Annotated in this window: 22 protein-coding genes and 1 other annotated feature; of the genes, 13 read left to right on the top strand and 9 right to left on the bottom strand. The window is 58.3% G+C overall.

Going from position 1 to position 25345, the window contains the following annotated elements; translation table 11 throughout:
* Positions 1 to 47: 47 nt before the first annotated feature.
* Complete coding sequence (locus LHF31_RS06900; RefSeq protein WP_298007700.1) at positions 48 to 710, bottom strand: response regulator transcription factor; 663 nt, start codon at positions 708 to 710, stop codon at positions 48 to 50.
* Entirely contained in the window at positions 707 to 2179 is a 1473-nt protein-coding gene (locus LHF31_RS06895; RefSeq protein WP_303773943.1) for a sensor histidine kinase, read from the bottom strand. Before LHF31_RS06895 ends, LHF31_RS06900 begins: the two co-directional genes overlap by 4 nt.
* Before the next feature lie 92 nt (positions 2180 to 2271).
* On the opposite strand from LHF31_RS06895, the gene LHF31_RS06890 reads away from it, so the two are divergent.
* Positions 2272 to 3636 (top strand): helix-turn-helix domain-containing protein, encoded by a 1365-nt coding sequence (locus LHF31_RS06890; protein WP_298005880.1) that lies wholly within the window; start codon positions 2272 to 2274, stop codon positions 3634 to 3636.
* Between the two features lie 3 nt (positions 3637 to 3639).
* Here LHF31_RS06890 and LHF31_RS06885 read toward each other — a convergent pair whose 3' ends face one another.
* Positions 3640 to 4059, bottom strand: a complete 420-nt coding sequence (locus LHF31_RS06885) for an FmdB family zinc ribbon protein (protein ID WP_298005877.1) — start codon at positions 4057 to 4059, stop codon at positions 3640 to 3642.
* 73 nt (positions 4060 to 4132) lie between these two features.
* Here LHF31_RS06885 and LHF31_RS06880 point away from each other — a divergent pair, with 73 nt between their 5' ends.
* Genes LHF31_RS06880 through LHF31_RS06870 form a run of 3 tightly spaced genes read left to right on the top strand, consistent with a single transcriptional unit; the run spans position 4133 to position 6744 of the window.
* Positions 4133 to 4768: a guanylate kinase gene (locus LHF31_RS06880; protein ID WP_363324764.1), complete on the top strand. Its 636-nt coding sequence runs from the start codon at positions 4133 to 4135 to the stop codon at positions 4766 to 4768.
* Positions 4765 to 5541 (top strand): rhomboid family intramembrane serine protease, encoded by a 777-nt coding sequence (locus LHF31_RS06875; protein ID WP_298005871.1) that lies wholly within the window; start codon positions 4765 to 4767, stop codon positions 5539 to 5541. Before LHF31_RS06880 ends, LHF31_RS06875 begins: the two co-directional genes overlap by 4 nt.
* A gap of 18 nt (positions 5542 to 5559) precedes the next feature.
* Positions 5560 to 6744 carry a glycine C-acetyltransferase gene (locus LHF31_RS06870; RefSeq protein WP_298005867.1) on the top strand — a complete coding sequence of 395 codons (1185 nt, stop codon included), beginning with the start codon at positions 5560 to 5562 and terminating at the stop codon, positions 6742 to 6744.
* Positions 6745 to 6824: 80 nt separating this feature from the next.
* Here the strand turns inward: LHF31_RS06870 and LHF31_RS06865 are convergent, their stop codons facing one another.
* The 3 genes from LHF31_RS06865 to LHF31_RS06855 form a co-directional block, all read right to left on the bottom strand.
* The gene (locus tag LHF31_RS06865; protein WP_298005864.1) at positions 6825 to 8198 is read right to left on the bottom strand and encodes a TrpB-like pyridoxal phosphate-dependent enzyme; all 1374 of its coding nucleotides are present in this window, start codon (positions 8196 to 8198) and stop codon (positions 6825 to 6827) included.
* 61 nt (positions 8199 to 8259) lie between these two features.
* Positions 8260 to 8554: a binding site (T-box leader), on the bottom strand.
* Between the two features lie 162 nt (positions 8555 to 8716).
* A complete protein-coding gene (locus LHF31_RS06860) occupies positions 8717 to 11455 on the bottom strand; it encodes a cation-translocating P-type ATPase (protein ID WP_298005861.1) in 2739 nt (912 codons plus the stop codon).
* 210 nt (positions 11456 to 11665) lie between these two features.
* Complete coding sequence (locus LHF31_RS06855) at positions 11666 to 12940, bottom strand: peptidylprolyl isomerase (protein WP_298005858.1); 1275 nt, start codon at positions 12938 to 12940, stop codon at positions 11666 to 11668.
* A gap of 229 nt (positions 12941 to 13169) precedes the next feature.
* Between LHF31_RS06855 and LHF31_RS06850 the strand changes: the two genes are divergently transcribed.
* Positions 13170 to 14027, top strand: a complete 858-nt coding sequence (locus tag LHF31_RS06850) for a DUF475 domain-containing protein (protein WP_298005855.1) — start codon at positions 13170 to 13172, stop codon at positions 14025 to 14027.
* Between the two features lie 124 nt (positions 14028 to 14151).
* On the opposite strand, the gene LHF31_RS06845 is transcribed toward LHF31_RS06850, so the two are convergent.
* The gene (locus LHF31_RS06845) at positions 14152 to 14643 is read right to left on the bottom strand and encodes a ferritin (protein ID WP_298005852.1); all 492 of its coding nucleotides are present in this window, start codon (positions 14641 to 14643) and stop codon (positions 14152 to 14154) included.
* 140 nt (positions 14644 to 14783) lie between these two features.
* Between LHF31_RS06845 and LHF31_RS06840 the strand changes: the two genes are divergently transcribed.
* Positions 14784 to 15260 (top strand): DinB family protein, encoded by a 477-nt coding sequence (locus LHF31_RS06840; RefSeq protein WP_298005850.1) that lies wholly within the window; start codon positions 14784 to 14786, stop codon positions 15258 to 15260.
* Here the strand turns inward: LHF31_RS06840 and LHF31_RS06835 are convergent.
* A complete protein-coding gene (locus LHF31_RS06835) occupies positions 15257 to 15841 on the bottom strand; it encodes a class I SAM-dependent methyltransferase (protein ID WP_298005847.1) in 585 nt (194 codons plus the stop codon). The genes LHF31_RS06840 and LHF31_RS06835 overlap by 4 nt on opposite strands.
* A 168-nt stretch (positions 15842 to 16009) precedes the next feature.
* On the opposite strand from LHF31_RS06835, the gene LHF31_RS06830 reads away from it, so the two are divergent.
* The 6 genes from LHF31_RS06830 (at position 16010) to tmk (ending at position 21534) form a co-directional block, all read left to right on the top strand.
* Entirely contained in the window at positions 16010 to 16684 is a 675-nt protein-coding gene (locus LHF31_RS06830) for a hypothetical protein (RefSeq protein WP_298005845.1), read from the top strand.
* A gap of 130 nt (positions 16685 to 16814) precedes the next feature.
* Complete coding sequence (pdxS, locus tag LHF31_RS06825; protein WP_298005842.1) at positions 16815 to 17705, top strand: pyridoxal 5'-phosphate synthase lyase subunit PdxS; 891 nt, start codon at positions 16815 to 16817, stop codon at positions 17703 to 17705.
* 10 nt (positions 17706 to 17715) lie between these two features.
* Positions 17716 to 18291, top strand: coding sequence for a pyridoxal 5'-phosphate synthase glutaminase subunit PdxT (gene pdxT / locus LHF31_RS06820; RefSeq protein WP_303773938.1), 576 nt, complete (start codon positions 17716 to 17718; stop codon positions 18289 to 18291).
* A 71-nt stretch (positions 18292 to 18362) separates the two neighbouring features.
* Complete coding sequence (locus tag LHF31_RS06815) at positions 18363 to 19229, top strand: hypothetical protein (RefSeq protein ID WP_298007069.1); 867 nt, start codon at positions 18363 to 18365, stop codon at positions 19227 to 19229.
* 4 nt (positions 19230 to 19233) lie between these two features.
* A complete protein-coding gene (locus LHF31_RS06810; RefSeq protein ID WP_303773937.1) occupies positions 19234 to 20850 on the top strand; it encodes a R3H domain-containing nucleic acid-binding protein in 1617 nt (538 codons plus the stop codon).
* 66 nt (positions 20851 to 20916) lie between these two features.
* Complete coding sequence (tmk, locus tag LHF31_RS06805) at positions 20917 to 21534, top strand: dTMP kinase (protein ID WP_303773936.1); 618 nt, start codon at positions 20917 to 20919, stop codon at positions 21532 to 21534.
* Here tmk and LHF31_RS06800 read toward each other — a convergent pair.
* Positions 21531 to 22301 carry a hypothetical protein gene (locus tag LHF31_RS06800; RefSeq protein ID WP_303773935.1) on the bottom strand — a complete coding sequence of 257 codons (771 nt, stop codon included), beginning with the start codon at positions 22299 to 22301 and terminating at the stop codon, positions 21531 to 21533. The genes tmk and LHF31_RS06800 overlap by 4 nt on opposite strands.
* A 282-nt stretch (positions 22302 to 22583) precedes the next feature.
* On the opposite strand from LHF31_RS06800, the gene LHF31_RS06795 reads away from it, so the two are divergent.
* The gene (locus LHF31_RS06795; RefSeq protein WP_298005369.1) at positions 22584 to 24989 is read left to right on the top strand and encodes a bifunctional diguanylate cyclase/phosphodiesterase; all 2406 of its coding nucleotides are present in this window, start codon (positions 22584 to 22586) and stop codon (positions 24987 to 24989) included.
* Positions 24990 to 25345 lie beyond the last annotated feature (356 nt).

Here is a 25345-nt window from a genome sequence, read left to right as displayed (position 1 = left end):
TACTGGTACACAACAGGCGGCTCGTTCGGGAAACGAGCCGCCCATTTTTATCCTTTTTTTATCAGGTCGAAGATATGATGCTCTACTGCGTAGGTCGCCAGTTCGACACGGTTGGAGAGGTGCAGTTTCTCCAGGATCACACTGACGTGGTTACGAACGGTTTTTTCACTGAGGTGCAGGGTTTTGCCAATCTCGGCGTTGGTCTTGCCCTTTGAAAGTTCTGCCAGAACGCTTAACTCGCGATCTGAAAGGCTGCTGAAAACATTTTGTTCCGCTTTGCGTTCCATTTCCCGTACATAGTTTAGCAGGCGCGTTGTGGTAGTGGGGTCGAGCAGAGATTCGCCACGTGCTACCGTCTGAATGGCGTTGAGCAGGACGTCGTTATCGGCTTGTTTGAGTATGTAACCTGCCGCACCTGCATGAATAGCGCGCATCACCAGGTCATCTTCGATAAAAGAAGTGAGGATGATGACGCGGGTATGTGGAAAACGCTGAACGATTTGATGGGTGGCTTCGATGCCGCTCTGACCAGGCATACGAATATCCATCAATACGATATGTGGCTGAGTTTCCTGGATGACGCGCAGAGCCTGGGAAAGGTCGCTGGCTTCACCTACCACTTCCATGTCGGGGCGGTCACCGATGAGGGTTGTCAATCCTATGCGGACCAATGCATGATCATCAACAATGACAATTCGAATGCGGTTCATTCTCGAGTCCATTCTGGTGGAGAAGTTCTTTCTGGTGGAATTACCAGGGCCAGGCGGGTGCCTTTTTCGGGAGAGCGGTTGCTCAAAGTGAGGGTTCCCCCCATCATTCGGGCACGCTCGCGCATGTTGCGTAATCCATATCCTTCACGGATCTGAGCGGGCAATCCTGTACCATCGTCTTCCAGAATCAGCAGGGTGTTCCCTTTCTCGTCCTGGTGAAGATGCAGGGTTACGCGGCTGGCACCTGAATGGCGTACCACGTTGGAAAGTGCTTCTTGCAAAATAGCCAGCAAATGCCCAGAGTGCCGGGGAGGAAGCGTCCAGTTTTCGGGTAGGGCATCTTCCAGATGAATATCAACCAGGGTGCGGAAACGGGGGTCGTCTGTCAACTGGCGGATGGCCTGCCGGGGGGCTTCCCCGGTCAGTGGAGAGTGTAGCGTGTTCATATTGCGGCGTAATTCGGCAATGACTTCGTTCAGTGCCTGTACTGCCCGATCCAATCGCAGGGCGATGGCGCTGTCGGGATCAGCCAGTTTTCGTGCGGAGTCTATGAGAAGTCCTGCGGTATATGCCATTTGCAGGGTGTTGTCGTGCAGTTCGCGGGCGATGCGTTCGCGCTCTGCCAGCAAGATTTGTTGTTGCTCCATGTGTTCAATAGTGCGCTCCATTTCTACGTGGAACACCTCCAGCGCGCGTACCATCGAAAACAGCAACACACCGCCAGCCAGCACCAGGAATACCAGCACGGGGATACCTAAAGTATTCTCAAAGGTAAGAAGATTCAGCCAGTTGCCGGGAAAGAACTGTACGGGTGGGGGAACAAAACCACGCAGAACGCCGAATACCGCCAGAGATATTCCAGCAGTACGCAACATGCTTACCACGTAAGGAGCCTCCAGTGGGGCAATCAGGCGATAGGTTTGTTCACGCAAGCCATATGCGGCGAATAACCCGCTGGGAAAGGCAATCATGTAGCCTGCCAGAGCCTCAATGTGGTCATGAAAGGTTTTTAAATCGAAAGGGGTAGACAGAGAGACACTCACCATCAACAGGGTGAAAAGTGTGTGCCATCCTGCCAGGATCCAGTTCAGCGTTTTACTTATGCGGAAGGGGCGGAGCAGGGCAATACCGAACTCAAAAAGGCACACATAGGAAAGGATAAGGAGCAACAGGTGTAGAAAATGTACCCCATGGGCTAAAGAAGGGTACAGATAGGTTGCTTGAATGGGTATAAACGATTTTCCCCACACATACAACCCGTGGGAAAAGCCAAATGCCGCCAGCCAGCGCAGACTGCGGGCAAGTTCCAGGCGGGAAGAATAGCGAGATTGCAGGGAAATGGCGACACCCAGAACGAAAAAAGTCAACCCATAAATAAATTCAAGAAAAGTTTCGTTTTGCTGGAAAAAAGATTGAAAGATTTCCATGTTATCTAAGGCTGTTTTCTGATAAATTATATCAAATATCATGCGCTTTCTCCTGACAGGATTACCCAACTTGGCAAGGGGGGGACTGCCAGAGGTGAACACCTCCCCGGCAAGTTGACGGTATAATAAACGGCATGGAGTTGCCCAACGAGCCCCTGAGCGAACGCGAAGTGGAAATTTTGCGTCTGGTGGCAACCGGCGCATCCAACAAAGAAATTGCTCAGGCATTGTCTATCAGTCCCAACACGGTTAAAGTGCATCTGCGCAACATCTTTGCCAAAATTGGGGTGGTTTCGCGCACCGAAGCCACCCTGTATGCCATCCGAAATGGCATCACCCCGCCGGGGCTTTCTCTTCCCGAGGCTTCACCGGCAGAGGGGGAAGGCGTTGTGCCAGAAAGCCCTCTTCCGGTCTCCACGGTGTCGGAAGGCGAAGCCCTTCCCGTCCCTGTCCGGCGGGGAGTGCATCCGTGGGCGCTGGCGGTGGCGCTGTTGCTGATTCTGCTGGCGGTGGGGGCGTTGATCTGGAATGCCTCCCGCCCGACACTCCTGACCCCCACACCGGCGGGGATGCAGGGCACCCCCATTGTTCCGCCGCGCTGGACTGCCCTGCCCGCCCTGCCCGAGGGACGCGCCGGCATGGCGGCGATTGCCTTCAACGAGCGCCTGTACCTCTTTGGCGGCGAGACTGCCACCGGCATCAGCAACGATACGCTGGCGTATGACCCTGCCAGCCAGTCCTGGCAGGCGCTGAGCGGCAAACCTACCGCCGTCACCCAGATTGGGGCGGCGCGGCTGGGCGAGCAGATTTACCTGCCCGGAGGGATGACCTCTGCCCGGCGTCCCACAACGGTGCTGGAAGTGTACAGTCCTCTCACAGATACCTGGCAGACGCGCTCCCCCCTTCCTCAGGCGCTGGCAGGGTACGCGCTGACCGCCTTTGAGGGCAATCTGTATCTGTTTGGCGGCTGGGATGGCACATCGCCGTCGGCGGCAGTGTATGCCTACGACCCTGAAAGCGACCGCTGGGAAGAACGCACCCCTCTACCCTCGCCGCGCGCCTTTGCCGCCGCCATTGCGGTGGAGGGTCGTATTCTGCTCTTTGGCGGGAGCGACGGCAGTCAAGCCCTGGATGAGGTGTGGGCGTATTACCCCGCCCGTGAAGCCAGCGGCGGCACAGTGTGGGAAGCCCTGCCTGCCATGCCGGCGCCCCGTGCGGAGATGAGCGCGGCGGGGTTGATCAATTCCATTTATCTGCTGGGCGGGATCTCTTCCGGCGGCGCGGGCAATATGCCTGGCTGGGTCTTCACCCCTGCCGACGGACTCTGGCAAATGCTCGATTCTGCGCCTGTTCCGCTGGGCGCGCAGGGTGCGCTGGTGGCGCATGGTAACTACCTGCACTTCTTTGGCGGCAGGGATGGGCAAACCCTTCAGCGCGAACACCTGTCCTATCAGGCGCTGTACACGGTTGCCATTCCGTTTATTCTGGATAGTCCGTAGGGTTTACTCTTCGCCCCCAAAATCGCCGTCAAAACCGCCTTCGTCTTCCCCGCCTGCGCCGAGACTCTCCGCCAGTTCGGGCATTTCCTGCTCTATTTGCTCAGGAGTTTGTCCCGATTCAAGGCGGTGAATCACCTCGTCCAGTTCGGGACCCATGTCTTCGCCCACTTCGCGGCTCATTTCGCGCATCATACGCCCAAGGGCGCGGGGGTCTTCATCCAGTCCTTCCAGATTGGACGGGTCGGCAAGGCTTTCCAGACGACTTTCCTCTGAGCGGGCAATGCGCACTTTATTGATTCTCCGCTGGACATGCTCGCTCCCGCAGTGCGGGCAAACCGCAGGCTTGACGCCGTATTCGGCATAGGTGAAAAACAGGCTGAAGCGGCGGTTGCAATCCAGACAGCGGTAATCGTAATAGGGCATCTTAATTCCTCCGGCTCAGTTTGTGGCTTTTCAATTATAATCATCTTATCTTGGAATTTTGTTAACCCCGATGATGGAGCCCATGGAGCAACTGCCGCTTGATTTTGACCTGCACCATCCCAAACCGTTGTTAATTGTCATTTCCGGACCCTCCGGTGTGGGCAAGGATGCGGTCATCAAAGCCATGAAAGAGAAGGGCTTGCCCTTCCATTTTGTGGTGACCATGACCAGCCGCCCCATCCGCCCCGGCGAGGTGGATGGGGTGGATTACTTCTTCGTCAGCCGCGAACGCTTCGAGGAATTAATTGCCGCCGATGAGTTCATTGAATACGCCAATGTGTACGGCGATTACAAGGGCATTCCCCGCTCGCAAATCCGCGATGCCATGGCAAGCGGCAAGGATGTTATCCTGCGGGTGGATGTGCAGGGCGCCGAGACGGTACGCCGTCTGTGCCCCGAAGCGGTGTTGATTTTCCTCATTCCTGCCAACAAAGATGAGTGGCTGTGGCGACTGAAGAACCGCAAAACCGAAACCGAAGAAGCCCTTAAACTGCGCGTGGAGACCGCCCGCGAGGAACTCAAACAGTTTTCGCACTTTGATTACGTGGTGGTCAACGCACACGACCGTCTGGATGAAGCCGTGCGCATCATTACCGCCATCATCGAAGCCGAGCATCACCGCATTGATCACCGGGAGGTGTGCCTGTGAGTTTGCCTTCCGACTTGCCCGAACGCCCACCTGCTGAAGAGCGGGCGTCCGCTGAACTGGGCAGGATCGAACCTGTGCAGGTGCGTGTCCCCCTCACCAGACCGCTGGTGACGTACATCCTCCTGGGGGTTACCATTGCCATCTACCTGTTACAGATGCTCTCGCGTCCCCTCTTTGGTTTCGATCTTTTGCTGGCAGTGGGTGCCAAAAGCAACCTCCTGATTCAGCAGGGGCAGTTCTGGCGTCTGATTACGCCGGTCTTCCTGCACGTCTCGCTTCCGCACATTGCCTTCAATATGTACGCGCTGTATTCCTTTGGCGTCTCGCTGGAGCGGCATTACGGACGGCGGCGCTTCCTTTTGCTTTACTTCCTGGGTGGACTGGGCGGGGTGGTGTTTTCTTACCTGTTCTCGCCGGAGGACTCTGCAGGGGCTTCTACGGCTCTCTTTGGTGTGGTGGCGGCGGAAGCGGTTTTTCTGTACTACAACCGCAAGTGGTTCGGCAAGGAAGCGGTTTCGGCGCTGTGGAACACCATGTTTATCATCGGGGTCAATCTGGTGCTGGGCTTGTCGCCGGGCATTGACAACTGGGGGCATCTGGGCGGGCTGATTGCTGGAGGAGCGTATGCCGCGCTGGCAGGTCCGCTGTTGAACCTGCGCGGCGAGTACCCCCATCTCTCGCTGGAAGATACGCGCAGTTTTCGCCGCGCGGTTGGTGTGGCAGTGGCAGAAGCCCTGGTGCTTCTGTTTCTGGTCGTATTTACCTTTTTCTAACCCGTGAGGAGTACCATCATGAGCGAACGTCTGCAGTGGATTCAGGATGAACTCGATCGTTTGAAAGAATCCGGACTGTACAACCGCATTCGCACCATCTCCACCCCGCAGGGGGCATGGCTGGTGGTGGACGGCAAGCGCGTGCTCAATTTCTGTTCCAACAACTATCTGGGTTTTGCCAACCATCCGCGGCTGGTGGAAAAAGCCCGTCAGGCGCTGGAGAAGTACGGGGTGGGTCCGGCGGCGGTGCGCAGTATCGCCGGGACGCTGGACCTGCATCTGGAACTGGAACGGCGCATCGCCGCCTTCAAGGGTGTGGAAGCGGCAATTACCTTCCAATCGGGGTTTACCGCCAACCTTGCCACCATCTCGGCGCTGGTGGGTAAAGAAGACGTCATCTTCTCCGACGAACTCAACCATGCCAGCATCATTGACGGTTGCCGCCTTTCCGGGGCGCGCATTGTACGCTATGCGCACTGTGATCCGGTGGATCTGGAAGCCCGCATCCGCGAGAACGAGGGCACCTATCGGCGCGCCATTGCCATTACCGACGGCGTATTCAGCATGGACGGCGATATTGCCCCGCTGGATAAGATTTACGCCGTCACCAGCGCCTACAATGTGATGTTGATGGTGGACGATGCGCACGGCGAGGGTGTGCTGGGCAGGGGTGGACGCGGCATCGTGGATCACTTCAACCTGCATGGCAAGGTGGATATCGAAGTTGGCACCTTCTCCAAAGCCTTTGGCGTGGTGGGCGGCGTCTCAGCCGGGTCTCCGCTGGTGGTGGAATGGCTGAGACAGCGCGGGCGTCCCTTCCTGTTCTCATCGGCAACCCCCGCCGCCGATGTTGCCGCCTGCATTGCCGCTGTGGATGTGCTGGAAGAGTCCACCGAACTGGTGGATCGCCTGTGGGAGAATGCCCGCTACTTCAAGGCAGAGATGAAGAAACTTGGCTTCGATACCGGCGTGAGCGTCACCCCCATCACCCCCATCATGCTGGGAGAGGCGCCGCTGGCACAGCAGTTCAGCCGTGCATTGTTCGAGGAAGGCGTGTTTGCCATGGCAATTGGCTACCCCACCGTGCCGCACGGCAAAGCCCGCATCCGCGTAATGCTCTCGGCGGCGCACAGCAAGGATGACCTCGATAGAGGTCTGGAAGCCTTTGCGCGGGTGGGCAAACGTCTCGGCGTGATTGCCTGATTCGGCGCATAACATCATCGCAAGCAAAGCCCCCGAACGGAGATGTTCGGGGGCTTTTCGATGGGGGGAGGAACACAGGCTTAAGCAGGGATGGAGACCTGCGGCACCCGCTGGGCAATGGTGGCGATGGCTTCTTCGGGGAACTCGTAATCTTCCAGTTGCCCGCTGAGGTATTTGTTGTAGGCGCTCAAGTCGAAGTGCCCGTGACCGGAGAGGTTGAAGAGGATGACCTTCTTCTCGCCGGTTTCTCTGCATTTCAGGGCTTCGTCCATTGCCACGCGGATGGCATGCGCAGACTCGGGGGCGGGCAGGATACCTTCCTGCTGGGTGAAGAGCACCGCCGCCTCGAAGACAGCGCGCTGTCCGACGGCTACGGCTTCGATCAGCCCGGCGTCGTAGAACGCCGAAAGGCTGGGCGCCATGCCATGGTAGCGCAGTCCACCGGCGTGGATGGCGGGCGGGATGAAATCGTGCCCGAGGGTGTGCATCTTCACAATCGGCGCCATCCGGGCGGTATCGCCGTAGTCGAACGAGTAAATGCCGCGGGTAAGAGAAGGCGCCGCTTTGGGTTCCACCGCAATCAGGCGGGTTTTCTTGCCCTCGGTGAGGTTGTAGCGCAGGAAGGGGTAGGCAATGCCGGCAAAGTTGGAGCCGCCGCCCACACAGCCGATCACCATGTCGGGGTACTCGCCCGCCATGTCCATCTGCTTGAGGGCTTCCTCGCCAATAACGCTCTGATGCAGGAGGACATGGTTCAACACCGAGCCGAGGGCGTACTTCTTTTCACCGCCAGAGGTGGCGGCAACTTCTACCGCTTCGGAGATGGCGATGCCCAGCGATCCGGGGCTGTTGGGATCCTTCTCCAGAATGGAGCGTCCCGCCTGGGTGCGGGTGGTGGGGCTGGCAAAGACCTGCGCGCCGTAGGTTTCCATGAGGAAGCGGCGGTAGGGCTTCTGCTCGTAGGAGACCTTCACCATGTACACTTCCAGATCCATGCCGAAGAAGCGGCACGCCATGGAGAGCGCCGACCCCCATTGACCGGCGCCGGTCTCGGTGGTGATGGCACGGGTGCCGGAGATTTTGTTGTAGAAGGCTTGCGCCAGCGCGGTGTTGGACTTGTGACTGCCCGATGGCGAGACGCCTTCGTACTTGTAGTAGATATGGGCGGGGGTATCCAGCGCCTTTTCCAGGCGCAGGGCGCGAATCAACGGGGTGGGGCGGTAGAGTTTGTAGGCTTCGCGCACCGGTTCGGGAATCTCAATATAGCGTTCCTGAGAGACTTCCTGCAGGATGATCTCCATGGGAAAAATGGCGGCAAGGAAGTCCGGGGTGACCGGTTCGCGGGTGATGGGATTCAGCACCGGCGCGGGGGGAATGGGACTGTCGGCGAGGACATTGTAGTAAAAGCGGGGAATGTCGTTCTCGCTCAGCAAAAAACGGGTTTGGTTGGACATGGTACTCCTCCTGAATAAAGAATTTCCACCTTTGACTTAACGAAAGACCTGCGTCCGTTCCTTCCGGGACGAACGCAGGTCCGTGGTGCCACCCAGATTAGGCGGGGCTTTAATCAAAAATCCCTGTCGTGATGCACAACAGGGAAAGAAAGCCAGCCTCACTCATTGCGGGTACAGCCCGAAGGCGATACCCTTTGCCCGGATAACGGTGGCAACTCCGGCGCAGGCTACTCGGCAGTCCTTTCGCCCTGCAACTCCGAGGTCCATTCGGCGCCGCGGTTCGGGCAGGCTTTCACCTTTTCCCTGCTCTCTGTACCGACGGGGCGACGCTTACTCGTCCTCTTCAACGTCTTTGCGTTATGCAGTTTTGAATGATTATAAGAAGAATTCTGGAGAAGTCAAGGGGGTTTTGGGAATTTGTCCCCTTACCTTGCCCGCCGGTAGAATCATCCACCTTCCCCATGGCAGGTGGGGAAGGTGGATTTACAACAGAGGAAGGAAGATGGCAAAGAAAGGGATTAGCGGCGCAGGCGCTTTTCCAGTTCCACCAGCCCGAACATGGCGGCGCTGGCAAGCAGACACACGCCCAGTTCGGCGGCGCTGAGCGCCTGCGTGGCAAAGAAGGGCTGCAGGAACGGCACGTAAACTACCGCCAGTTGCAGGACAAAGGTGAGCAGGACGGCGCCGATCATGGCGCGGTTTCTAAAGAAGCCCTCGCGGAAGACTGACTCGTTGCCGGTGCGCAATGCCAGGGCGTTGCCCATCTGTGCCAGGGTGAGGGTGGTGAACGCCATGGTTCGCCAGGCTTCCACACCCATGCTCCAGGCGCCATAACCGACTGTGAGTGTCAGCAGGGTCATCATGAACCCGGCATAAAAGATGTTGCTCCACAGCCCGCGGGCAAAGACGTTCTCCTGCGGTGGATGCGGCGGACGTTGCATCGTCCCGCGCTCGGCTTGCTCCACCGTCAGCGCCAGCCCGGGCAGACCATCTGTGACCAGGTTGACCCACAGGATTTGCAGCGGCGTCAGCGGGATGGGCATACCCAGGAAAGGCGCACCCAGCACCACCAGAATTTCTCCCAGGTTGGAGCCCAGCGTGTAGCGGATGAACTTGCGGATGTTTTCGTAAATGCGCCTGCCTTCTTCTACCGCGGCAACGATGGTGGCGAAGTTGTCATCCAGCAAGACCATGTCGGCGGCTTCTTTGGACACATCCGTGCCGGTGATGCCCATGGCGACGCCAATATCGGCTTTCTTCAGCGCCGGCGCGTCGTTGACGCCGTCTCCGGTCATGGCGACAATTTCGCCGTGGCTCTGCAGGGCTTCAACGATTTTGAGTTTATGCTCTGGCGAAACCCGCGCGAACACGCTGACCTCTTTCACCACCTGAGCCAGCGTGGGCACGTCCATGAGCGCCAGTTCCGTGCCGGTGACAACCCGCTCGCTGGTGGCGATGCCCAGTTCGCGGGCGATGGCAAGCGCGGTGAGGGGATGATCGCCGGTGATCATGATCGGGCGGATGCCGGCTTGCTTTGCTACCCGAACAGCATCGAACACCTCAGGGCGGGCGGGGTCCATCATTGCCGCCATGCCGATGAAGATCAGACCGCTTTCCAGCGGATCATCCGGCAGGTTGACGGCATCGCTGGAGCGCAGGCGGTACGCCATGCCCAGCACGCGCATCCCGCCGCGCGCCAGTCTGTCATTGTTGGCGCGGATGCGCTCGCGCCACTGCTCATCCATCGGGATGACCCTGCCATCCACCCAGACGGCGGCGCTGACCTCTAACATGCCGTCTACCGAGCCTTTGGTCAGGGCGATGAAGGGGGCGCGCCCGTCGGCAAAAAAGCCCGTAAACAGGTCGGGCAGGGCGTCCTGCGGTACGCGGTGCACGGTGGTCATGCGCTTGCGGTCTGAATCAAAGGGCAGTTCCGCCACCCGCGGGAAGGTGTGTTCCAGTTCCTCTTTCCACAAGCCAGCACGTGCGGCGGCAATCACCAGTGCGCCTTCGGTGGGATCGCCAACCGAACTGTATTCATCCGGACGGTTCGGATCGGCTTCCAGCACGGCGTCATTGCACAGCGCGCCCACCGTCAGCAACAGCGGGATGGCGCCGTTCTGGCGCAGAACCGGCTCAACCTGATCGCGGCGCACCCGCGGGCTGAAGTTCTGTACCTGTTCTTTCAAGTCCAGTTCGTGATTGGCAACATCCAGCACGGTGACGGTCATGCGGTTTTCGGTCAGCGTGCCGGTTTTATCTGAACAGATGGTGGTGACGGAACCCAGGGTCTCGACGGCGGGCAGTTTACGGATGAGGGCTTTGCGCCGCAGCATGGCTTGGGCGCCCAGCGCCAGCCCGATGGTTACCACGGTGGGCAATCCTTCGGGAATGGCTGCAACCGCCATGCTCACCGCGGTCAGGAACATCAGCCGGATGTCCTCGCCGCGCAGAATGCCCAGCACAAAGACGAGGATGACGATGCCCAGCGCCGCCAGCGCCAGCGTGCGCGCCAGTTGCTCCAGGCGTTTTTGCATGGGCGTTTTTTCCTGCTCAACGGTCTGAAGCATCTCGGCAATTTTGCCCAGTTCGGTGCGCATGCCGGTCTCGGTGATGATGAGCGTGCCGCGTCCGTAGGTGACCAGCGTGCCCATGAAGGCGCGGTTGCGTTGATCGCCCAGGGGCAGGTGATCTTTCTCCAGGACGGCGGTGATCTTCTCCACCGGCTCAGATTCACCGGTCAGCACGGCTTCCTGAACGCGCAGGTTGACCGCTTCTGCCAGCCTGCCGTCTGCCGGGACAAGGTTGCCCGCTTCCAGTAGAACAACATCGCCCGGAACCACCTCGCGCGAGGAAATCTCGCGGGTGTGTCCATCACGGCGCACTTTGACCACCGGGGCAGACATCTTCTTGAGCGCCGCCATGGCTTTTTCGGCGCGGTATTCCTGAGAAAATCCCAGCACGGTGTTGAGGATGATGATAGCGAGGATGGCGATGGCGTCTTCTTTATCCCCCAGTACGAGAGAAATGGCTCCGGCAATAAACAGCACCACCGTCATGATGCCGGTCAGTTGCTCCAGAAGAATCTTCAGGGGGCTCTTCCCGCCGCGGTCAAGCAGTTCGTTGTAACCGTACTGCTGAAGACGACGGGCGGCTTCGGCTTCGCTTAAGCCGTCTTGCGGTGAAGTGTCCAGCAAGCGGGCAGTTTCCTCAATGCTCTTTCGATACCATTCAGTTTCTTGATTGGCTACAGACATAAAAAAAAGACCTCCTTGAAACGGTATCACGGTGGTCTCGCAGTGGATGATGACTTTTGAGGACAACCGGGAGAAAACTCCGTGTTGACGATTGCCTCCCCGCTCCGGCGGAGCAGGTGCTACTCCCCAACCTGCTGTTATTCTATCATGTTCTTTCTTTTTTGGGGAAGGGGTGATTTATTTTTTTTATAACCTTGCTGTTGTGCCGTTTTACGGTGCCGATTCGAGGATGGTCACCCGCAGGATGCGGTCGCCTTCCGGCAGGTCGGCGGATGAAGCGGGGTCACGCGGGGTGAGGCGCTGAAGCACGTCCAGCCCGGCGATGACCTGCCCGAAGATGGGGTACTGCCCGTCCAGGTCGGGCAGGGCGGTGTAGGCGATGAAGAACTGACTGCCGTTGCTGTCGGGTCCGGCGTTTGCCATTGCCACCCGTCCGGGCTGGTCAAAGCGCAGGGGGGTGATCTCATCGGCGAAGGCGTATCCGGGGGTGCCAAAGCCGCTCCCGCTGGGGTCGCCGCTCTGGGCAATGTAGCCGGGCAGGACGCGGTGGAAGATCACCCCATCGTACCAGCCCTGCCGCGCCAGAAAAACAAAGTTGTTGACCGTTTGCGGGGCTTGATCGGCAAACAACTGAATGCGCAGTTCTCCCCGGGTGGTTTCCAGCACGGCAACGTAGGTGTGTGCCGGATTGATGACGAAGGGGGGGCACTGGCGGAACTGGCGGCTCTTCAGGTTTTCCAGCAGGAGCAGGGTTTCCAGACTGCGGTAATCGCGCGGTCCCTGATAAATGCGCTGGTTGATCAGCACAAACGGCATGGTGGGGATGCCCAGACGGAAGCCCTCTTCCTGCGCCTGCTGAAGTTTCTGACGCACGGCGGGGTCGTCCAGCGCGGCGAGGAAGGCGGGTTTGTCCAGAGCCAGCCCGGCGGCTTGAGTTTCCAGCCAGGCGCGGAAATCTGCCTCGGGGAGCGCCGTCCATTCGTCCTGACGCTCCAACAGCAGACCCGTCATTTCCCAGAACCTGCCCTGCGCGCCTGCGGCTTCAGCGGCGGCGCCTGCCAGCATGGATTTATCATTGGTGGGCAGGGGAAAATGCCGGAATACCCGCCGAACCTTATCGGGGTAGCGTTCCTGAAGGCGCGTCAGCGGCCCGTTCAGCGCCGGGCTGGCGGGGGCTTGCAGGTCGGTGTACTCCACAAAGGTGAGCAGGGCGTTTTCGGGACCGAGCGTCCAGTCCTGCGCCGAGGGGGGCGGGAAGAGCGGCGGCTCACTGCTGGGGGTGGGGGTGGGCTCCGCGCTGACCAGCACACAGTCCATCGTTTCGGGGAGCGGAGTGGCTTTGGGGATGTTGAGAATCATCGTGGCTGAGGGGGAAGGCTGGGGCGAGAGGAGTGAAGGCGCAGGGGCGCATCCGCTCCATAATCCTGCCAGAAATCCAAGGGCAAGAACAGTGAGAATGATTCCGTGCCGATGATGCGGTTGCATGGTGAAACCTTCCTTCTGATGTGAATTGTAAACCACCTTTTACAATGCGCACGCTGAGAGTGGGAAGAATATCCTCACCCTGCCGAAATTCGGCTTAATCTTTCCCTATAAGTACGGAATTTGTGCTATAAACGCTTTTATGTCCCCCTGTGCCAGGCGTACCATCCTGCGCCAAAACTGCCATCCGCCTCCGGTGGGGATCTGAATCCTCCAATGGGAGTGCCGAGAAATGGACCTTTCTTTTCTGGTCATCGTTCTGCAGTTGATCTTCCTGGAAGGCATCCTCTCCATTGATAACGCCGCTGTGCTGGGCGCAATGGTTTCCACCCTGTCCGATAAAGACCCCATCCCCTGGCCCCCTGCACTCAGGCGGGTGGGACACTTGCTGGACGGTGTGCTGGGTCCGCAGCGGCTGGCAGCGCTGCGGGTGGGTTTGCTGGGGGCGTATGTGGGGCGCGGACTGATGCTCCTCGCCGCCAGTTTTATCATCCGCAACCCGTGGTTAAAACTGGTGGGGGCGGCATACCTCATCCGTCTGGCGCTGGATGACTTAAGCGCCCCAGGGGAGCAGGGCTCGGAAGAGGATGGCGAAGTGCGGAGTGTGCGACGGGTGGGCTTCTGGCTCACTGTGCTGAACGTGGAACTGATGGACCTTGCCTTTAGCCTGGATAACGTGGTGGCGGCGGTGTCGCTCTCCGATCACATTCTGGTGGTGATGCTGGGCGTCTTCATCGGCATTCTGGTGATGCGCTTTGCCGCGGGTATTTTCAGTTACGTGGTCCAGCGCGAGCCGATTCTCAAGTCGGCGGCGTACATTCTGGTGTTAAGCATCGGCATTGAACTGGTGCTGGAAGAACTGGGTATTATGGAGTTTTCGGACTGGGCGCGCTTTGGCATTTCCATGTCCATCATTGCCCTTTCGCTGGCGTATGCGCATCTGCCCTTCCTGCGCATCTTCCGACCGGTGCTGGTGTGGCTCAGTCAGGGGTTTGGCATTGTCAACGCCTTCATCGCCTGGGCGCTGGCGCCTCTGCGCGGATTGTGGTACCTCCTGCGGCTTGCCGCGCGGCGTCCCGAAAAAGCCTGATGATGTCTGGATGAAGAATCATCAACCGCCCGTGGATTTTCTCCACGGGCGGTTGATGCTTGTGTGTGCGGGGCACACTTCGACTCGACGGGCTTGCCGGGCAGTCGGCGTGTGCGCCGGAATGTTATCCTCCGCGCTGGGCAAGCAGGGCGTTAATCTGGAAGAGCGCCGGGGTCGAGCCGCCCGCCATCTTCAGCCATTCCAGCACCTGGGTGGCGTTCTTCTCTTCTTCGACCTGTTCCTTGACGAACCAGTTGAGGAACTCCTGGCTGGCGTAGTCCTTGTCCTCCACGGCGATGCTGTACAGCAGGTGAATGCGTGCGGTGACGCTCTGCTCATGCTTGAGCACCTCGGCGAAAATCTCCTCGGGGGTACCAAAGGCAGAGGGCGGAGCGTCAATGGCTTGCAGGGTCACCTTGCCGCCTCGGTCGTGGATGTACTCAAAGAACTTGAGGGCATGTTCCTGTTCCTCTTTTGCCTGCATTGCCATCCACTTGGCAAAACCGCCCCAGTTATTCTCCTCAAAGTGCGCCGCCATGGCAAGGTACAGGTAAGCCGAGTACAGTTCCAGTTTGATCTGGGTATTCATTTCATCAAGCAGTCGTTTGCTTAACATCGGGCATTGCTCCTTCCTACACCGAAATATGGTGATGCAACAAAGTCATTATAGACCATTTTTCCGGGAAGTCCAGCGCATGTGCAGGGGTTTGCCCCCTCCAGATAAATTGCCGTTACAATCAAAGGGGAGGTGACAGGATGAATCTAGCCGCAATTCTGGTTTCACAGTTTCTGGCGGGGCTGGAAATGCTCAAACAGACCATCACATTATGCCCTGAAGATCTCTGGAATGCCCCGGAAGATCGTAATAAATTCTGGCAGGTAGCGTACCACGCCCTGTATTTCGTTCACGAATATCTGGCGGACTCTCCGGAGACGTTCGTGCCGTGGGAAAAGCACCGCGAGGTGTACGACTTTGATGAAACGCAGTCCTTTGAGCCATACGATAAGGCGACGCTTCTGGAATACCTGGTTTTTCTGCAGGGGCATGTGCGTGAGCGCATGTTCCAGTTGAAACTGGATGAAGTGGAAGGGCACGGCGATCGTACCCTGTTGACGGCGGAACTGCAGATTTATTCCCTGCGCCATCTGATGCAGCACACCGGCGAGTTGATGGAACGACTGGGTTCCCGCACCGGCGCGCACATTGACTGGGTGGGATGGGTGCACGATTAACGGGCTGAAGGGGTTGCCGGTTTTTTCACCACGATCCAGGCGTTGAATCCGCCTGAGGCGATACTTACCTGCGCTCCGGGAAGATTGAACAGCGCGGCAATGTCCGCAGGCGCCAGAAAGTGACTGCGCATCAGAGCCAGTTTTTCGGCAAGGGCAATCCCTTTCACGGCAAAACGCCGCAGATCCGGCTCTTCAATCACCAGGCGACCGCCCGGCTGAAGCAGGCGCCATAACTCGTGGGCGGTGGCGCGCTGATCGCAGACGTGGTGCAGGGCGTCCACCATGATGATGCGCGCAAAGGTCTCGTCGGGGAAGGGCAGGCGCTCGGTGTGCGAGCAGACCGGGTGCAGACCCTCCTTCTGGCGGGCTTGCGCCAGCATCCGGCAGGACAGGTCGGCAACCACCACCGGTTGGGCATGTTCCCGAAGGAACTGAGACACTCTTCCCGTTCCGCCTCCGGCGTCGAGGAGGGCTCCCTGCGCGGGCAAATCCAGATGGGTCAGCAGTTCCTCGGGCGGTCGCGGCTGGATGAAGCGCTCGTAGAAGGGCGCCAGCAGGTCAAAATGGTCAAAAGCCGGCATGAAGGAAATCCTTTCTTCTGATTTTACCGAAAGTTTGGGAAACAGGGGTGAGAGATTCAGAGTTTTTTCACCCGACTGCACAGTGACCTGACGGGTTGAACCTGTTTTATAATCCAGTCCGGCGGGGGACTGCTCCCACGCGATCTCATCGCTGCACTGGAGGGTGAAATGGACAAAACCTGGGAACCTGCGAAACTGGATCTTGCTCTATCGGCTGGGATTGCCCTGGCTTTCCCTTTCGTGGCGGGCTTTCTGTACCTGCGTACGGGAGCCTTCCTGCCCATGTTGCTGTATTACGGTCTGGCATGGGGATTGGTCAAGTGGAGACGGGGATCCATTGGGTATCTCAATCCCTTTCCACCCAAACCGCCCATTGCCTTTTATATCAACCTTGGTGTGATTGCGCTCTCGCTGGTGTGTGCCTGGCTTTCTCCCATTGTCAATCCGAGCATTCAACTGCCGGGCATGCTGTTGACGGCGCTGGTCTGGGCGCCGGTCAACGCCGCCACCGAGCAAATCCTGTGGATTTATCTCTTTGAAGCGTGGGATCTGTATCCCAAGAAAACTGCCATCCTGTACCGCGCAACAGGACTGCTGTTCTTTGCTGCTTTTGTTGGCATGATTCACACCTTCTTCTGGACGCGGTTTTTACAGACCGTTGATCCCGGAACGATTTTTGGCACGCTCTTTGTGGTGCTGACCTCCCTTTCGGGTTTTCTACATCTGGTCGTGTGGAGACAATCGCGCCAGATGGTCTTTACCTTCATTCCGCATTTCATTTTGAACCTGCTGCCCATTTTCTGGACGTATTACTCCATCCTTCCTTACCTGTTTCGGTTTTAGAAACGGCACCGATCAGGCTGGGTTGGATGGGGCAATCTACAACTGTGGATGCGAGGTTGACGCTTTGGGTGGGCGTGGTAGAATCAAAGTGAACCTTGAAGGTGTTTAATAGATGAGGAGGACAACAAACATGGAAGAGAATATTACTGGATCCTTTGCGGTAAAAAAGGGTCTGGCGCAGATGCTGAAGGGGGGCGTGATCATGGATGTGGTGACGCCAGAGCATGCCCGCATTGCCGAAGATGCCGGCGCAGTGGCGGTGATGGCGCTGGAGCGCGTCCCTGCCGATATTCGTGCACACGGCGGCGTTGCCCGCATGAGCGACCCTGAACTCATTCTCAAAATCATGGATGCGGTCAGCATTCCGGTGATGGCGAAATGCCGCATCGGGCATTTTGTGGAGGCGCAAATTCTCGAAGCCATCGGCGTGGACTACATTGACGAGTCCGAGGTGCTGACCCCGGCAGATGAGGAACACCACATTTACAAGCACGCTTTCAAAGTGCCTTTTGTGTGTGGCGCGCGCAACCTGGGCGAAGCCCTGCGACGCATTGGAGAGGGCGCGGCGATGATCCGCACCAAGGGCGAGGCTGGCACCGGCGACGTGGTTGAAGCGGTGCGCCATGCCCGCGCGGTAATGGGCGAAATCCGCCGCCTGCAGAACCTGCCGGACGAGGAAGTGATGGCGTTCGCCAAAGAAATCGGTGCGCCCTATGAACTGGTGCTGGAAACCCGCAAACTGGGTCGCCTGCCGGTGGTGAATTTTGCCGCAGGTGGGATTGCCACCCCCGCTGATGCCGCCCTGATGATGCAACTGGGTATGGACGGCGTTTTCGTTGGGTCGGGAATCTTCAAGTCTGGCGATCCTGCCAAACGCGCCGCGGCAATCGTCAAAGCCGTCACGCATTACAACGACCCGAAGATTCTGGCGGAAGTCAGCCGCAACCTCGGCGAGCCGATGGTGGGACGGCAGATCTCCGCCATCCCTGAAACCGAATTGATTGCCGGTAGAGGATGGTAGCGCAAAAGATATGAGAGTTGGTGTTCTGGCATTACAGGGCGACTTCATCGAACATCAGACCATGCTGGAACGGCTGGGCGTCGAGGTTCAGCAGGTGCGCCTGCCGTCTCATCTGGAAGGGCTGGCGGGGTTGATCATCCCCGGCGGCGAATCCACCACCATTGGCAAACTGGCGGTAGATTTTGGCTTGCTGGAGCCTCTCCGTGAATTTGGGCGCGAGCGCGCTATCTGGGGCACCTGCGCCGGAGCAATTTTTCTCTCCAAAGATGTGGGACGTCCGCAACCGCTTCTGCAGTTGATGGATATCTCGGTTCAGCGCAATGCCTTTGGACGTCAGGTGGATAGTTTTGAGACCGATCTGGATATCAGTTTCATGGGCAGGGAGTACAACGGTAGACCCTTTCATGCGGTGTTCATCCGCGCACCCATTATCCAAAAAGTGTACGGCAATGCGCGGGCGCTCATCACCCTGGGCGATGGGCGCATCGTTGCCGCGCAGCAGGGCAAACTGCTGGCAACTTCCTTCCACCCGGAACTGACCGGAGATGATCGCTTCCACCGCTATTTTGTGGAGTTAGCACGGTAACCATTCGTTCGTTTGCCTGGCACGACCTGATTACCCTCTTCCGGTACCGGCGACAGTTCCTGTACACGGATATGGCGTTATTGCTGACGCGCGGCGGGGTGCTGGCGCCGCTCTCGGTGCTGGCGTCGCTCGACCCTCTGCGCGGATCGTACACGGCGGTCTGTCCTTCTCACAAGGGTTTTCCCTCGCTCATCGGGCGCATGGTCTATACTCCGGGTGACCGCTCCGCGCATCTGGCGTTTCTGATGCCCGCCAGCGGAGTGGAACATCCCGGCTTACCGGCGCTGATGGAAAGCCTGGCGGTGACGGCAGGTTCGTGGGGAGCGCTCAACCTGCTGGCAGAGGTGGAAGAGAGTCACCCCGCGCTGGAAGCCTTCCGGCGCAGCGGGTTTGCTGTGTACGGCTGGCAGACGATCTGGAAGTTCGACCCGGCGCCGGTTTCGCGCCGTTCGGGCGAGTGGCGTCCGCCGCTTCCCACCGAGGAAAACGCCGTCCGCAGTCTGTATCAACTGCTGGTGCCGCCGCTGGTGCAAGCCGCCGAGCCCTTTGCCGGGCAGACCGGTGAGCGCCTAGTATACCGCCAGGACAGAGAGATTCTGGCGTATGCCGATTTGCTCTACGGTCCCGAGGGCGTCTTCATCCAGCCGTTGATGCACCCGGGCTTGAAACACCCCGAAGAGGCTCTGCAAGCCCTGCTGGGGTGCTTCTTGGGGTTACCTGCCCGACCGGTGTATGTGGCGGCGCGTTCCTACCAGGCATGGCTGGAACCGGTGCTGAACCGTCTGGGCGGGTATGTTTCGCCGCGGCAGGCATTGCTGGTGCGTCATCTGGTAGCGACAGCGCGGGCAAGTATGCTGGCGCGGCAGATTGCCGGAGAAACCTTCAACCATGAGGCAACCGTGCCCATGGTACAGAGTTCGACCATTTACAAAAATTGAGTGTATGACACAGAGAAGAATAACCGACGATTTACATGTTCTTATGGGCGTTTTGCCGCCGCGCATTGCCGAGGCGGTGCAAAAAGCCAATAATAGCGATCAACTGCTCGAGATTGTCATGGATCTGGGGCGCAAGCCGGTGGCGCGTTTCACCAACGGTGATCTGACCCTGCTGGAAGAGGAAGTGACCCATGACGACCTGGACTTTACCGTGTCGCGCATCGGTGAATTTGATGCCGATAACCGCGCCGGGCTGGAGCGCACCCTGCATCGCATCTCTGCCATCCGCAACCGGCGGGGCCACATTGTTGGGTTGACCTGCCGCGTGGGGCGGGCGGTGTACAGCACCATTGACATCATTCAGGACCTGATCGAGTCGGGGAAGAGCGTACTGATTCTGGGACGACCCGGCATCGGCAAGACCACCATGCTCCGCGAGGCGGCGCGCATTCTGGCAGAAAAGAAGCGCGTGGTCATTGTGGATACCTCGAACGAAATTGGCGGTGATGGCGATGTGCCGCATCCAGCCGTGGGGGCGGCGCGCCGCATGCAGGTGCCCAAACCCTCACTTCAGCATGAGGTGATGATCGAGGCGGTGGAGAACCACAACCCGGAGGTCATCGTCATTGATGAAATCGGGCGCGAACTGGAAGCCGCCGCTGCGCGCACCATTGCCGAGCGGGGCGTGCAGTTGATTGGCACGGCGCACGGGCGCACGCTGGAAAACCTCCTGCTCAACCCGACTCTGTCCGATCTGGTGGGCGGTATTGAGGCGGTAACCCTTTCCGATGAGGAAGCCCGCCGCCGCGGCACGCAGAAGACGGTGCTGGAACGCCGCGCACCGCCGACCTTTGACGTGCTCATCGAGATTCAGGAACGCGACCGCCTTGCCATTCATCCCGACGTGGCGGCGGCGGTGGATGCGCTGGTGCGCAACAATCCGCTCCCGCCGGAGATTCGCTACCGTGACGCCGAGGGCAACATCCATGTGGAAAAGCCACCCGCTCAACCGGCGGCGCGCAACGGGTACGGCGCCATGCAGGCGGGCTTCCGCCGCCTGATGAACGAACCCACCGGCGCGCGTTCCACGGAGATGACTCCCGGGCGCCGCGAAGAACCCGAAAGCGAGCCGCGCTCCATGCGTGGGGAACGCCTTCAACCCATTCGCATTTATCCGTACGGGGTGGCGCGCAACCGCCTTCAGCAAAGCGCCAAGCGTCTGGGCGTACCTGCCCTGATTGTGCGCGCGCTGGAAGAAGCCGATGTGCTCATCACCCTGCGGGCTTATTACCGCAGTCGCCAGCAGACCATTCTGGAGGCTGAACAGCGCGGCATGCCCATCTATGTTCTGCGCGCCAACACCAACACGCAGATTGAGCAATTGCTGGCGGAACTGTTCAACCTGAGCATGCAGCCCGAGGATGGCGACGAATGGGAAGAGACCATGGCGCAAACTCAGGCTGCCATTCAAATGGTGATGAACGGCGAGCGCTATGTGGATCTGGCGCCGGCGTCGGCGGCAATCCGCCGCATGCAGCACGAGATGGCGCGCCAGTATCAACTCACCTCGCACTCGTACGGCAAGGAACCCAACCGGCGGGTAAGAATCTACCGCGAATGATAAAATGAAAAGGGAGAGAGGCGCGCCTTTCTCCCTTTTTCTTCACCCTCTTTGCAGAGAGGCAACATGTTCATCACCTTTGAAGGTCCGGAGGGAAGCGGAAAAACCACCCAGATTCGCCTGCTGGCGGAATTTTTACGCGCCCGTGGCAATGAAGTGCTGACCACCCGCGAACCGGGGGGCACGGAGATCAGCGATCAGATTCGCGCCGTGCTGATGAACCTGCGCAATACTGCCATGCACCCGCGCACTGAGATTTTACTCTTTCAGGCGGCGCGCGCGCAACTGGTGGAGCAGGTCATCCGTCCGGCGTTGAACCGTGGGGCGCTGGTCATTTCCGATCGCTATGCCGACAGCACTCTGGCATATCAGGGATACGGACATGGATATCCTCTGGAAGAACTGCGCCGGCTGATCGCCTTTGCCACCGGTGGATTGACCCCCGACCTGACCTTTCTGCTGGATGTGGACCCTGCCCGCGGGCTGGAGCGCAAACAGCGCAAGGGAGAATGGAACCGGCTGGATGCGTACGATCTGGGGTTTCATCAACGGGTGCGGGCGGGGTATCTGGAGATGGCGCAAGCCGAACCGCACCGCTGGGTGGTGGTGGATGCTTCGCGGACAATTGAGGACGTTCAGGAAGACATCCGGCGAGCCTTCCATCAGCGGGTGCTGTCCCGCTAGTTATTTCCGTTTAAAGCAGGCAGATGAGTCAGGATGTGAATGAACGGTTGGGCGTATTCTGCGTCCAGCCGTTGCTCAATCTGCCGGTGAATCTCGCCCAGTGAGAGCACCAGTTCCCGCGTAGAAATGCCGTACTTGCGGTCAAACCCTTTCAACCATTCCAGATAGCCAGAGAAAATTTCCGGGTTGTTTTTTTCCACCGCGTCCATCAGGTAGGACAGGTAAATCAACACGTCGCGGCGGCACAGTTCCCGGCGGGCGTGCTGTTCCTCCTCAGGGTAGGCGAACTGCGCCGTCTGCCGGGAGATAAGGTCCACATGGGGGGAGAGGGCGCGGCAGGCAAAATGGCTGTATTCCAGAGAGTGGCGCGCTGCCTCCAGAAAGGGCGTCAGAGCCTGGAAATCTTCTTCACTCAGCAGGGTGGCAAGATTCACGGACAGGGATGCCAGCACCTGTGTGAGGTGATGGGTGCACATTCCCCGCAAGATGACGGCATGCCGCACCCAGCGGAAGTACTCGGTGAGGTATTCCGGGCTGCGCAAACGCAGGGCGGTCAGCAGGTAATCCAGATGCTGGTCGAGATCGCGGGGGATGCTCAGGCGTCCTGTTTCGCCATAGCGGTCTTCCCAGAAGGGATTGCGGTACAGATCGGCAAAGACAGCCTGTACCAGCGGACGGCGTATGTTTTCCAGGGCACTGCAAAGGTTTTCAATATCCATGTCTTCCACATCCGGCGGCAGGGCAGGGAACAGGTCAGGGTGAATCATGGTGGTTGGGCGGCACGCAAAGGTCGAAATGGGGTTATCTTTCAGTTATTTTATTGCAAATTTTTCTCTCCGTTCGTTGCAAATTCGTTGCAGGCTGAGGGTGGAAACGTTTTCAAAAACTGCTCATTTCGGGGAATTTGGAGTATACTGTGTGCCGGTTGGCTCGTTCAGGGGCATCTTTCGGGGGTTGAACATTCTGGTTTTCATCCAGAACACCCAAAATTTTTATAACTTCTTGTTATTCGTTTTCTAACTTTAGGGTACAATCCATTCAGGGAGTTAATGAAGAAAGCCCCAGCCTCTCTCCGGTTGCAGACCCTGTTGCTGGTGGTGGTGACTTCGGTAGCCATCATCTCCGGCTTGATTTTGATGAGTCTGCTCCTGTTTCAGCAAAGTTTCCTGAATCTGGAAAGCGAAGCCGTCCGTCAGCAAACCCGCCTGGCGGTGTCTCTTCTTCAGAAGGAACAGGAAAAACTGGTGCGGTTTGTGCAGGACTGGGGTCCCTGGGACGATACTTACGATTTTGTCCTTGAGCCTTCTTCTGCATACATTGAGAACAATTTAGCCGAAGCCACATTTATCAACCAGGGGTTTAACCTCTTTCTGCTGGTAGATGCTGAGCGAAACGTGGTTTTCTACCGCCAGTTCCATCTGGAGCGGCGGGAATGGGTGAGTTACCCGTCCAGTTCTTTTTTGCAGGAAATTTTGAAACACCCTTATCTGGCAGAGCGCAGTGAAAACGTCGCACCTCTGCAGGGAATTGTGCGCACCCCCGAGGGTTTCTGGCTGGTGGCGGCCTTCCCTGTTTTGCGCAGTGATTTCAGCGGTCCGCGCGCCGGAACGCTGGTGGTGGCGCGGCAAATCACCGACTCATTCCGGCGCGCCCTTGCAGAAGAAAGCGGTTTGCAGTTAACGTTTGAAGATCTGCCGGTCGCGGCACAGCCGGTGAGTCTGGAACAGAGCATGTCCATCCAGGTCCAGCCGCTGGATGGGGAATGGGTGCGGGGTTCAGCGGTGTTTCAGGATATTTACCTGCGCCCTGCCTTCCGGATTGCGGTGCAGATGGAACGCGCCATCTTCCATCAGGGTCAGCAAGCCATCTCCTTCTTTGTCGTCACCCTGATGCTCTCCGGCGCGGTGTACGGGCTGGTGGTGTCGCAGGGGGTGAAGAGGCTGGCAATTCAACCGCTGGTGAGGCTGGTGGAGCGTTTACAGCACATCCGTGAGACGGAAGATCTCTCCATGCGCTTACCGGAAGAGGGACACAACGAGATTGCCCTGCTGGCGCGGCACATCAACGCGACTCTGGAAGCGCTGGAACGCTCGGCGGAGCGCATCCGCAAAGATCAGGACCGGCTCAATCATCAAGCCCGTCACGACCCCCTGACGGGGTTTCCCAACCGCCTGTACTTCTTTGAGCGTCTTCAGCAGGTGGTTCAGGGGGCACAGCACGATCCAGAAAAACATTCGGTGCTGATCTTTCTGGACCTGGACGGTTTCAAGATGGTCAATGACACCTATGACCATTCGGTGGGCGATCAGGTGCTGTGCGTCTTTGCCGAACGCCTGAAGCGCTCGCTGCGTGGGGGCGATTTCATCGCCCGGCTGGGTGGGGATGAGTTTGCCATCCTGCTGGAAGATACGGCATCGCTGGATGAGGCAATCCACATTGCCGAACGGCTCATTCAGGTTACCCGTCAGCCGTTTGATCTGGGTGGCAGGCAGGTGTTCCTTTCGATGAGCGCAGGCATTGCCGTGGTCTCGCCGCACCAGCGCGGGGAGGAAATTTTGCGCAATGCCGATATGGCGATGTACGCCGCCAAAGGCAGGGGTAAATCGCGGGTGATGGTGTTTGATGAGGAAATGCACCAGCAACTGCGCGATCAAATTGACCTGGCAAATGATTTGCGCACGGCACTGGAGGAAGATCAGTTTTACCTGGCCTACCAGCCGGTGGTGCGCCTGCTGGATGGCAGGATCACGGGCGTGGAAGCCCTCTTGCGCTGGAAGCATCCCGAGAGGGGATTGCTCTTGCCCGGAACGTTCCTTGAGGTTGCCCAGTCTCATGGATTGATGCCCTTGCTGGATCGGGTGGTGGTGGAAAAAGCGCTGGCGCAACTGCACGCCTGGGACGCGGAAGAACTTCCGCCGGTAAACCTGGCGCTGAATTTCAGTGCGCTTTCCCTGCAAGAAGGTCATTTTGTGGACTGGCTGGGCGGCGTGCTCAGAGAACATCGGATTCCACCCGAACGTCTTGAAGTCGAGATTCTGGAAACGGATCTCGCCTCGAACTTCAGCCATTTCATGCAGTCGCTGGAGCGGTTGAAGCAACTCGGCGTGCGCCTGTGCATTGATGATTTTGGGACGGGCTACTCCACGCTGTGGGCGCTCAAGCAGATGCCGGTAGATGCGCTCAAGATTGATCGTCAGTTTATTCAGGGACTGCCCCTGGATCGGGATAACGCTGCCATTGTCCAGGCGATGATTGCCGCGGCGCATTCGCTGGAGATGGAGACCATTGCCGAAGGGGTTGAAAACGAAGAGGAGTATCGTTTTTTGCTGGAGAATGGCTGTGATCGCGCTCAGGGGTTCCTGTTTGCCCGTCCGCAGTTCCCCGGGCAGATTGCCCGTATGCTGAAGCAGGGCAAATGGAAGCCCTCTCTGCTGAAGGAATTTCCAAAAAACTGAAAAAAAGAACAAAAATTCCATTGACAGAAGCGCGCCTCTGCGTATAATTCAAAACCGCGCTGGCGCACAGCGTCTGGCGCAAAAGCAAAACAGCACCTTGAAAAAAGCGGAAAAATCTCTTGACAAAACGAGCGAAATGGTTATAATAAAAACGCTCAAACGGTGAAGATCCTGCTGACAAGAGCGGCGGATCGTTTACAAGAGAAAATTACCGGTACCGGCAGGCGTCGAGGAAAGCATCCGATGTCGCAGCAGCAATGTTGAAGGCATCGGGCTTTTTGTCGAAAGAAGTCGGTCGAACAGCACCTTAACAACTGAAGAGTGATAGGGAGAGACAGTAAGGAAGGGCACTGAGA

This window comes from Anaerolinea thermophila (assembly GCF_020723905.1).
Classification (GTDB): domain Bacteria; phylum Chloroflexota; class Anaerolineae; order Anaerolineales; family Anaerolineaceae; genus Anaerolinea; species Anaerolinea thermophila_A.
The sequence above is the reverse complement of the archived record's forward strand: the minus strand, read 5'-3'. Positions and strand labels throughout refer to the sequence as shown.

Excerpts from the sequence above, each read along its gene's own strand:
- LHF31_RS06900 (WP_298007700.1), bottom strand. The coding sequence starts at position 710 with ATGAACCGCATTCGAATTGTCATTGTTGATGATCATGCATTGGTCCGC.
- LHF31_RS06895 (WP_303773943.1), bottom strand. The coding sequence starts at position 2,179 with ATGATATTTGATATAATTTATCAGAAAACAGCCTTAGATAACATGGAA.
- LHF31_RS06890 (WP_298005880.1), top strand. The coding sequence starts at position 2,272 with ATGGAGTTGCCCAACGAGCCCCTGAGCGAACGCGAAGTGGAAATTTTG.
- LHF31_RS06885 (WP_298005877.1), bottom strand. The coding sequence starts at position 4,059 with ATGCCCTATTACGATTACCGCTGTCTGGATTGCAACCGCCGCTTCAGC.
- LHF31_RS06880 (WP_363324764.1), top strand. The coding sequence starts at position 4,133 with ATGGAGCCCATGGAGCAACTGCCGCTTGATTTTGACCTGCACCATCCC.
- LHF31_RS06870 (WP_298005867.1), top strand. The coding sequence starts at position 5,560 with ATGAGCGAACGTCTGCAGTGGATTCAGGATGAACTCGATCGTTTGAAA.
- LHF31_RS06865 (WP_298005864.1), bottom strand. The coding sequence starts at position 8,198 with ATGTCCAACCAAACCCGTTTTTTGCTGAGCGAGAACGACATTCCCCGC.
- LHF31_RS06860 (WP_298005861.1), bottom strand. The coding sequence starts at position 11,455 with ATGTCTGTAGCCAATCAAGAAACTGAATGGTATCGAAAGAGCATTGAG.
- LHF31_RS06855 (WP_298005858.1), bottom strand. The coding sequence starts at position 12,940 with ATGCAACCGCATCATCGGCACGGAATCATTCTCACTGTTCTTGCCCTT.
- LHF31_RS06850 (WP_298005855.1), top strand. The coding sequence starts at position 13,170 with ATGGACCTTTCTTTTCTGGTCATCGTTCTGCAGTTGATCTTCCTGGAA.
- LHF31_RS06845 (WP_298005852.1), bottom strand. The coding sequence starts at position 14,643 with ATGTTAAGCAAACGACTGCTTGATGAAATGAATACCCAGATCAAACTG.
- LHF31_RS06840 (WP_298005850.1), top strand. The coding sequence starts at position 14,784 with ATGAATCTAGCCGCAATTCTGGTTTCACAGTTTCTGGCGGGGCTGGAA.
- LHF31_RS06835 (WP_298005847.1), bottom strand. The coding sequence starts at position 15,841 with ATGCCGGCTTTTGACCATTTTGACCTGCTGGCGCCCTTCTACGAGCGC.
- LHF31_RS06830 (WP_298005845.1), top strand. The coding sequence starts at position 16,010 with ATGGACAAAACCTGGGAACCTGCGAAACTGGATCTTGCTCTATCGGCT.
- pdxS (WP_298005842.1), top strand. The coding sequence starts at position 16,815 with ATGGAAGAGAATATTACTGGATCCTTTGCGGTAAAAAAGGGTCTGGCG.
- pdxT (WP_303773938.1), top strand. The coding sequence starts at position 17,716 with ATGAGAGTTGGTGTTCTGGCATTACAGGGCGACTTCATCGAACATCAG.
- LHF31_RS06815 (WP_298007069.1), top strand. The coding sequence starts at position 18,363 with ATGGCGTTATTGCTGACGCGCGGCGGGGTGCTGGCGCCGCTCTCGGTG.
- LHF31_RS06810 (WP_303773937.1), top strand. The coding sequence starts at position 19,234 with ATGACACAGAGAAGAATAACCGACGATTTACATGTTCTTATGGGCGTT.
- tmk (WP_303773936.1), top strand. The coding sequence starts at position 20,917 with ATGTTCATCACCTTTGAAGGTCCGGAGGGAAGCGGAAAAACCACCCAG.
- LHF31_RS06800 (WP_303773935.1), bottom strand. The coding sequence starts at position 22,301 with ATGATTCACCCTGACCTGTTCCCTGCCCTGCCGCCGGATGTGGAAGAC.
- LHF31_RS06795 (WP_298005369.1), top strand. The coding sequence starts at position 22,584 with ATGAAGAAAGCCCCAGCCTCTCTCCGGTTGCAGACCCTGTTGCTGGTG.